The following is a 7,047-nucleotide window of genomic DNA, read 5'->3' on the forward strand; positions in this document are numbered from 1 at the left end:
GCACGCGCCTGGTCATCCACGCCGACCACCGCGGCGAGGTAAGACAGGTACCCGGGCACGAGAGGGACGACGCAGGGCGATGCGAACGACACCAACCCTGCCAAAGCCGACACGAACACCGCGAGAAGGACGTGTCCAGACGTAGCGATCGCGGTGACGCCATCCACGAAGTCCGACACCCCTTCGTACCCACCGGTCCAACACCGCTCAACAACGACGCAGGTCACGGCCATACCGCCGGACCCGACGCCATCATCTACTATCAAACTACGTAGAAACAAATCATCGGAGGGAGGAAGCCGCATGCGATGCCCGCCCCCCAAGCTGATCATGGCAATGCTGATGGCCCCACTAACAGCCGTAACCGTGCTGACCGCGCCGTCGGCGAGCGCCGAGCCGCAGACGCCCCTGCCCCGGTCCGGCGACCCCCTCACGGTCCCTGGCTCGACAGCGCCGAGCCCCCTCCTCCCTGCGCTAACCGGGCCGCCCCCCGGCTCGTCGCCGGCAGCTTCCGAGGACCCACCAGCCGGCCAAAACCCGGTGCCCTACCTCGGCCCACCGGTCTTCGCTCCCCCCACGTTCAACCCGACGAACGGCTCGACGGTCGGCGTCGCCAAACCCATCATCATCAACTTCCAACGACCAATCGCCAACCGCACGCTGGCCGAACAAGCCGTCCACATCTCCTCCACCCCCGCGGTCCCCGGGAAGTTCTACTGGATGAGCACGACTCAACTCAGATGGCGACCCATCGACTTCTGGCCCGCCGACACCACGGTCAGCATCGACGCCAGCGGCACGAAATCGAGCTTCCGCACCGGCGACTCGTTGGTAGCGACCATCGACAACGCCACCCTCCACATGGAAATCATGCGCAACGGCGTACTCGAGAAGACCATGCCGGTATCCCTAGGCAAGCCGGGATACGAGACGCCCAACGGCACCTACTACGTGCTCGAGAAGTTCGCCGACATGGTGATGGACTCCTCCACCTATGGTGTTCCGGTCGACGCAGCCGAAGGTTATAAGCTCAAAGTCCAAGACGCGGTGCGCATCAACAACGCCGGCATCTTCGTTCACGGTGCGCCCTGGTCAGTCGCTGATCAGGGGAAGCGCAACGTCAGCCACGGGTGCCCCAATTTGAGTCCAGCCAATGCGCAGTGGTTCTACGACAACTTCGGCAGCGGGGACCCGATCGTCGTCAAGAATTCCGTCGGCATCTACGACGAGAACGACGGTGCCCAGGACTGGCAGATCTGACATTTGGGTGAGCGTAACCGAGTAACCCACCGGCCCACCACGATTGATAGGAATCGAGCGCTATCATCGTTGAATGGCGATGACAAAAGGAGCGGGTTCCTCCCCGTCGGCCGCGGATCTGGCGCCGGCGGCAGCGCTGTTTCGCGGCCTATCGGATCCCACCCGGTTGGCGATCCTTCAGCGCCTCACCGAAGGGGAGGCCCGGGTGGTGGATCTGATTAGGGTGTTGGGCACTGCGCAGTCGACTGTGTCGGCGCATCTGGCCTGCCTACGCGAGTGCGGCCTGGTCACCGGGCGCCCGGAAGGCCGGCAGATGTTCTACTCGCTGAATCGCCCAGAGCTGATGGATCTGCTCGCGTCGGCGGAATCGCTGCTGGCCGCGACCGGGAACCAGGTGGTGCTGTGCCCTGTCTACGGAGCCGATGCGACGAAGAAAGAAGCGGTGACCAAGCGATGAGCGACACCTGCGGTTGCGGCGGAGACGAGGCCGACGTCAGCGGGCAGCCCGAGGAGCAGGCCGAATCCCTGTGGCAGGTTCGGGAACTGCAGTTCGCGGCCGTCGCGGGGGTGTTCCTGCTGGCCGGGGTGATCGCCGGCGGGGCAGGTGCGCCGTCGGCGGTCGTGCTCACGTTGGAAGCGGTTGCCTTGGTTGTCGGCGCCTATACCTTTGTGCCGTCCACGCTGAAGCGTCTGGCCAAAGGCAGGATCGGGGTGGGCACGTTGATGACCATCGCCGCTGTGGGCGCGGTGCTCCTCGGCGAAGTCGGCGAAGCCGCGATGCTGGCGTTCCTGTTCTCGATCAGCGAGGGTTTGGAAGAGTATTCGCTGGCACGCACCCGTCGCGGACTGCGCGCCCTGCTGTCGCTGGTGCCTGATCAGGCCACTGTTGTGCGCGGCGACACCGAGATGGTCGTGTCCTCACGTGAATTGCGTGTCGGCGACCGAATGCTGGTCAAGCCCGGCGAGCGGATCGCCACCGACGGCATTATCCGCAGCGGCCGCACCGCGCTGGATGTCTCGGCGATCACTGGTGAGTCGGTGCCCGTGGAAGCCGAACCGGGCCACGAGGTGTTCGCCGGCTCGATCAACGGCACCGGCGTGCTGGAGGTCGAAGTCACCACCACATCCCAGGACAACTCGCTGGCCCGCATCGTGAAGATCGTGGAGGCCGAACAGTCCCGCAAGGGCGCCTCCCAGCGATTGGCCGACCGCATCGCCAAGCCGCTGGTTCCCGGGGTGATGATCGCCGCGGCCCTTATTGCCATGATCGGCAGCCTGCTCGGCGACCCGGCCGTGTGGATCGAACGTGCCCTCGTCGTACTGGTCGCGGCCTCGCCGTGCGCGTTGGCGATCTCGGTGCCCGTGACCGTGGTCGCCGCGATCGGTGCGGCCAGCAAACTCGGCGCGCTGGTCAAGGGTGGCGCCGCGCTGGAGGCCCTCGGCGCGGTGCGCGGCGTCGCCCTGGACAAGACCGGCACCCTGACCGCCAACCGGCCCACTGTCATCGAGGTGGCCACCACCCACGGCGCCACCCGCGAGCAGGTGCTCGATCTGGCCGCAGCGCTGGAAGCGCGCAGTGAACACCCGCTGGCCGCGGCGATCCTGGCCGCCGTCGACGAGGTCACCCCGGCTACTGACGTGCAGGCGGTGACCGGCGCCGGGCTCACCGGACGCCGCGACGGCAACACGATTCGCCTGGGCCGACCCGGGTGGCTCGATGCGGGCGCATTGGCTGATGCCGTGGTACGGATGCAGCAGGCCGGCGCCACCGCGGTGCTCGTCGAAGATGACGGCCAAACAGTCGGCGCGATCGCCGTGCGCGACGAACTCCGTCCCGAGGCGGCCGAGGTCGTCGCCCAGCTGCGCCGCGACGGCTACCACATCGCGATGCTCACCGGCGACAATCACACCACCGCCGCCGCGCTCGCCAAAGATGTCGGTATCGACGATGTGCACGCTGAGCTACGCCCCGAGGACAAGGCGCGGCTCATCGAAGAACTGCGTGCCCAGCGCAACACAGCCATGGTCGGCGACGGGATCAACGACGCCCCCGCCCTGGCCACCGCCGACCTCGGTATCGCGATGGGGGCGATGGGCACCGACGTAGCCATCGAGACCGCCGACGTGGCGTTGATGGGCGAGGACCTGCGCCACCTGCCGCAGGCATTCAGCCACGCGCGTCGCGCCCGACGGATCATGCTGCAAAACGTCGGCCTGTCACTGGCGCTGATCACCGTGTTGATACCGCTGGCGCTGCTCGGTGTGCTCGGTCTGGCCGCCGTCGTGCTGGTCCACGAGCTGGCCGAGGTCGTCGTCATCGCCAATGGTGTGCGCGCCGGCCGCGCCAAGCCCCTGCCCCTTGCACCGACCGACCAACCAGCGACGGCCCACGCAGCAGCGGCGCCCTCATGATCGGCGGAAGTTGTCCGACAATCTCGGTGAGTGCATACGCCCGTGGCAGGGAAAGCGACCCGGGCTGAAGCTGCGTGCCAACCCGCAACCCACACGGCACACAAAGGGCCGGTCATGCGCATATCCATGGACCGCCGGGTGGCCGTAGCGGCAGATTGCCAAGTCTCGTTAGATCCGCCCCCGAAAAGGGTCCTTGATATACCCGCAGGGGTATTCGACAATGGGGTCGACGCCGACGAGTAGCAGGGCAAAATGATCCTCGAGCTGATGCCGAACCATGGAGACAGGCACTTTTCTGGTTTCCGCACGGCTTGCGGGCATGTTGAGGCACATCGGCCCTACCGTCAGAGCGCCCTGCCAGTCCATCCTGGTGGTCAGGTGAGACATTCCCCCGGCGAGTCGAGTGAAGGAGGTTCACCACCATGATGTACGGCACAGACGGCTGCATGTGGGGCGGTTGGGGATGGGGCGGGTGGATCCTCATGGGCGCGGTGACGGTGCTGTTGTCGGCCGCCCTGATCACCGCGGTCGTGCTGGCCATCCGGCATCTCGCCGGTAGCGATGCACAGCGCAACCGCGCGGATTCAGGAGCCTGGTCGCAGCCCGAAAATGCTCTGGCCCAACGGTTTGCGCGCGGCGACATCGACGAGGATGAGTATCGGCGGCGGATGACGCTGCTGCGCGAACACCAGGAATCGCGCTGACTCACGTGCCGCGGGCTCACGGTCGGCCGATAGCGGGATTGCCAGTCGACCGAGGACCTCAAAAATGGATGCAGCGAAGGAGATTGGAAGAATGACCGATACACCTGAATCCACGAGCGAACGAATCGCCGTGGCCGGACAGCGCCGAGGGGTGAACCACGCCTTGGCGTGGAGTGGCATTGCCGCCGCTGCGGTGTTCATCGTTGCGGTGGTGTTCTTTTCCGGGTTCTTCATCGGCAGGGCCACCGACGGTTTCGGCGGCAATCGGGGGCATTGTCAAGGAACGCCCGGCATGATGGGACCCGGCATGATGGGGCCCGGCATGATGGGGCCGCAGGGCTCATGGTCACCGGGGAACATGGGGCCCTCTGGCCCCTGGGGGCCCGGCCAGTGGCAGCCGCCGACAACCACTCCAACCACACCTCGGCCGTAGCGCACAAGAACAGGTTCACGCTGCGACGGCAGCAATTTCAAGTTGTCTCATCGAGCCGGCCATCGTCGGCCACGGAGCCGCCAACGCCCAAGACGGACGCAACTCGCACCACGCGTTCGCCCACAACGCGATTCTCACAGCACATGTCGAGCACGCGAAGGGATCATCGGAAATGACCGGAATGAGCAGGCGAGCGGCGCTGAGAATGCTGGCCACCGGTGGGGCCCTCTTCGGGCTGGGGTATGTCTTGCGCAACATGATCGACATACCGGTCAGCCGTGCCCAACCCGGGATGGGTGGCGCGACCGGTATGGACATGCGCGCCTACATGAACATGTTCATGCGGCATGGCGAGCTTCGACGCAGCGTCGAAGAGATTCCCGGCGGGGTGCGCACCACCACCGAATCTGACTCCGCCGACCTCGTCGCCGAACTGCAGGCCCACGTCTCATCGATGTATACCCACCTCGATCAGGGCAGTGAAGTCACCTGCATGAGCTCAAGCCTGCCTACCCTGTTCCGCCGTGCTGCCGATTATCAACGTCAGATCACGCTCACACCCAGCGGCGTGGTGGTGGTCGAAACCTCCAGCGACCCAGAACTGACCAACGCCATTCGCGAACACNGCTGCCGATTATCAACGTCAGATCACGCTCACACCCAGCGGCGTGGTGGTGGTCGAAACCTCCAGCGACCCAGAACTGACCAACGCCATTCGCGAACACGCCCGCGAAGTCACCGGATTCGTCGTCGAAGGGATGCCGGCGATGATGAGCGGAATGATGGGCGGCGGGATGATGGGACCTGGCATGGGTCACGGAATGATGGGTCCCGGCATGGGTCACGGAATGATGGGACCAGGCCGCTGAACCGAAGCAAGAAAGCCCCACCAGACGGAGCCGCCACAGGTACCGGTAGTCGCCGCAGCAGGGCACCGCGTGGTGACTGATGGCACGGCAGGCATGTCCACGCCGGCCTGAGTCGGGGATTGTGCAAGCCAACCCTTTCTTCGGCTCCCCTGAGCGAACTCGACAAGTCCAGTGAGCTTGCCGAAACGGCCATAGGCGACGCAGAAGCCACCGCGAACAGCGACCCCATTGCGGCACTGAACGCCGGCAAGCCAACGCCCGTACCCGATATTGGCCTCCCAACAATATGGTGATCATCGGCCTTCTACGAGGAGGTTGAACGAGTCGACGACGGCGCAGACTCCCGCCCGTTCGGCGAGGACCCCAGCGTGTCGAAATGGGCCGCGACTTCAGCGAAGAACGACGGCGTGGACTGCAAGTCCCCGTCACCAGGCGACGTGCTCATATCGCCAACGCGGTCTGCGAATCGGCGTAGGCAGGCCGTCGAACAGAAGTAGAACCGGTACGTGTCCTCCTCATGCGCGATCGTCAGCGACTGGGCATCTGTCGTGACGTGCATCCGACATATCGGATCGACGTGCTCCTGGTGGCGGGTTCCGACGTCGAGGGCGAACGCTTCCACCAGTGCACTCACGTTTCGCAGCCGGAGCGCGCCTAACGACGTCATCGCCAGAAAGTCCGTCCCCCGAAGCGCGGCCGCGGCCTCGGCGTTGCCTACGATCTGACCTGGCCGGGCGACGGCGGCCAGTCTGGCTGCGGTGTTGACCGTCGACCCGAAGACGTCTCCGCGGCGCTTCACCACCGCCCCGGCACAGATGCCTGCGCNCTGGCCGGGCGACGGCGGCCAGTCTGGCTGCGGTGTTGACCGTCGACCCGAAGACGTCTCCGCGGCGCTTCACCACCGCCCCGGCACAGATGCCTGCGCGCAGCAACGGAAAGCCGTCGATACGCCGGGTTTCGTCGTGGAGTCGCCGAAGGAAAGCCAGCGCCGCGGCGGGGTCCGAACTGGTGATCATCACGGCGTCGCCGAGGGTCTTGATCATGTCGTCGCCGGGCCCGAGTGCCCCGGCGGCTATGGCGGCGAACCGATCTGCCAGTTCGGCAGCACGATGATCACCGTGGGCTTCGGTGAACGCCGTGAACCCCGCGATGTCGACGAAGATGACCACCGTGTCGACGTCGGCATGCTCGAATTCACCTGCCGCACCATGGTTGTCGATCGTCATGGCGTCTCGTTCGCACGCTCAACCCGCGGCGCTGCTGGGGTCACCGACTGCATCGGCATCCCGAGGAGGCGCAACGCATTGGCGACGACGATAAGAGTAGAGCCTTCGTGAATGAGCACGGCGGGACCGATGCCCAGACCAAA

General features: G+C 65.6%; 6 protein-coding genes and 2 pseudogenes. 6 read left to right on the plus strand and 2 right to left on the minus strand.

From position 1 onward, the window contains the following. Window positions 1–167 (minus strand): annotated as a pseudogene (locus tag H7I57_RS31365) (cytochrome c biogenesis protein CcdA); the annotation flags it as partial. Between the two features lie 136 nt (window positions 168–303). Between H7I57_RS31365 and H7I57_RS31370 the strand changes: the two are divergent. From H7I57_RS31370 to H7I57_RS31395, 6 genes and pseudogenes are all read left to right on the plus strand, one after another. Further along, entirely contained in the window at window positions 304–1,260 is a 957-nt protein-coding gene (locus tag H7I57_RS31370; protein ID WP_011896131.1) for a L,D-transpeptidase, read from the plus strand. A 73-nt stretch (window positions 1,261–1,333) separates the two neighbouring features. Further along, window positions 1,334–1,717, plus strand: coding sequence for an ArsR/SmtB family transcription factor (locus tag H7I57_RS31375; protein WP_011896132.1), 384 nt, complete (start codon window positions 1,334–1,336; stop codon window positions 1,715–1,717). Next, window positions 1,714–3,672 carry a heavy metal translocating P-type ATPase gene (locus H7I57_RS31380; protein ID WP_011896133.1) on the plus strand — a complete coding sequence of 653 codons (1,959 nt, stop codon included), beginning with the start codon at window positions 1,714–1,716 and terminating at the stop codon, window positions 3,670–3,672. The genes H7I57_RS31375 and H7I57_RS31380 overlap by 4 nt, the downstream gene beginning before the upstream one ends. Before the next feature lie 422 nt (window positions 3,673–4,094). Then, entirely contained in the window at window positions 4,095–4,376 is a 282-nt protein-coding gene (locus H7I57_RS31385; RefSeq protein WP_011896134.1) for an SHOCT domain-containing protein, read from the plus strand. 64 nt (window positions 4,377–4,440) lie between these two features. Next, entirely contained in the window at window positions 4,441–4,809 is a 369-nt protein-coding gene (locus H7I57_RS31390) for a hypothetical protein (RefSeq protein WP_081437719.1), read from the plus strand. A 172-nt stretch (window positions 4,810–4,981) separates the two neighbouring features. Beyond that, window positions 4,982–5,678: pseudogene (locus tag H7I57_RS31395) on the plus strand (hypothetical protein). Window positions 5,679–5,982: 304 nt separating this feature from the next. Here the strand turns inward: H7I57_RS31395 and H7I57_RS31400 are convergent. Then, window positions 5,983–6,477, minus strand: coding sequence for a hypothetical protein (locus H7I57_RS31400; protein ID WP_264028401.1), 495 nt, complete (start codon window positions 6,475–6,477; stop codon window positions 5,983–5,985). Window positions 6,478–7,047 lie beyond the last annotated feature (570 nt).

It is taken from the genome of Mycolicibacterium pyrenivorans (genome assembly GCF_025821625.1).
In the GTDB taxonomy this organism is placed as follows: Bacteria; Actinomycetota; Actinomycetes; order Mycobacteriales; family Mycobacteriaceae; genus Mycobacterium; species Mycobacterium pyrenivorans.

Bases quoted from the DNA above. Each gene is read 5' to 3' on its own strand.
- H7I57_RS31370 (WP_011896131.1), top strand. From the start codon at position 304: ATGCGATGCCCGCCCCCCAAGCTGATCATGGCAATGCTGATGGCCCCA.
- H7I57_RS31375 (WP_011896132.1), top strand. From the start codon at position 1,334: ATGGCGATGACAAAAGGAGCGGGTTCCTCCCCGTCGGCCGCGGATCTG.
- H7I57_RS31380 (WP_011896133.1), top strand. From the start codon at position 1,714: ATGAGCGACACCTGCGGTTGCGGCGGAGACGAGGCCGACGTCAGCGGG.
- H7I57_RS31385 (WP_011896134.1), top strand. From the start codon at position 4,095: ATGATGTACGGCACAGACGGCTGCATGTGGGGCGGTTGGGGATGGGGC.
- H7I57_RS31390 (WP_081437719.1), top strand. From the start codon at position 4,441: ATGGATGCAGCGAAGGAGATTGGAAGAATGACCGATACACCTGAATCC.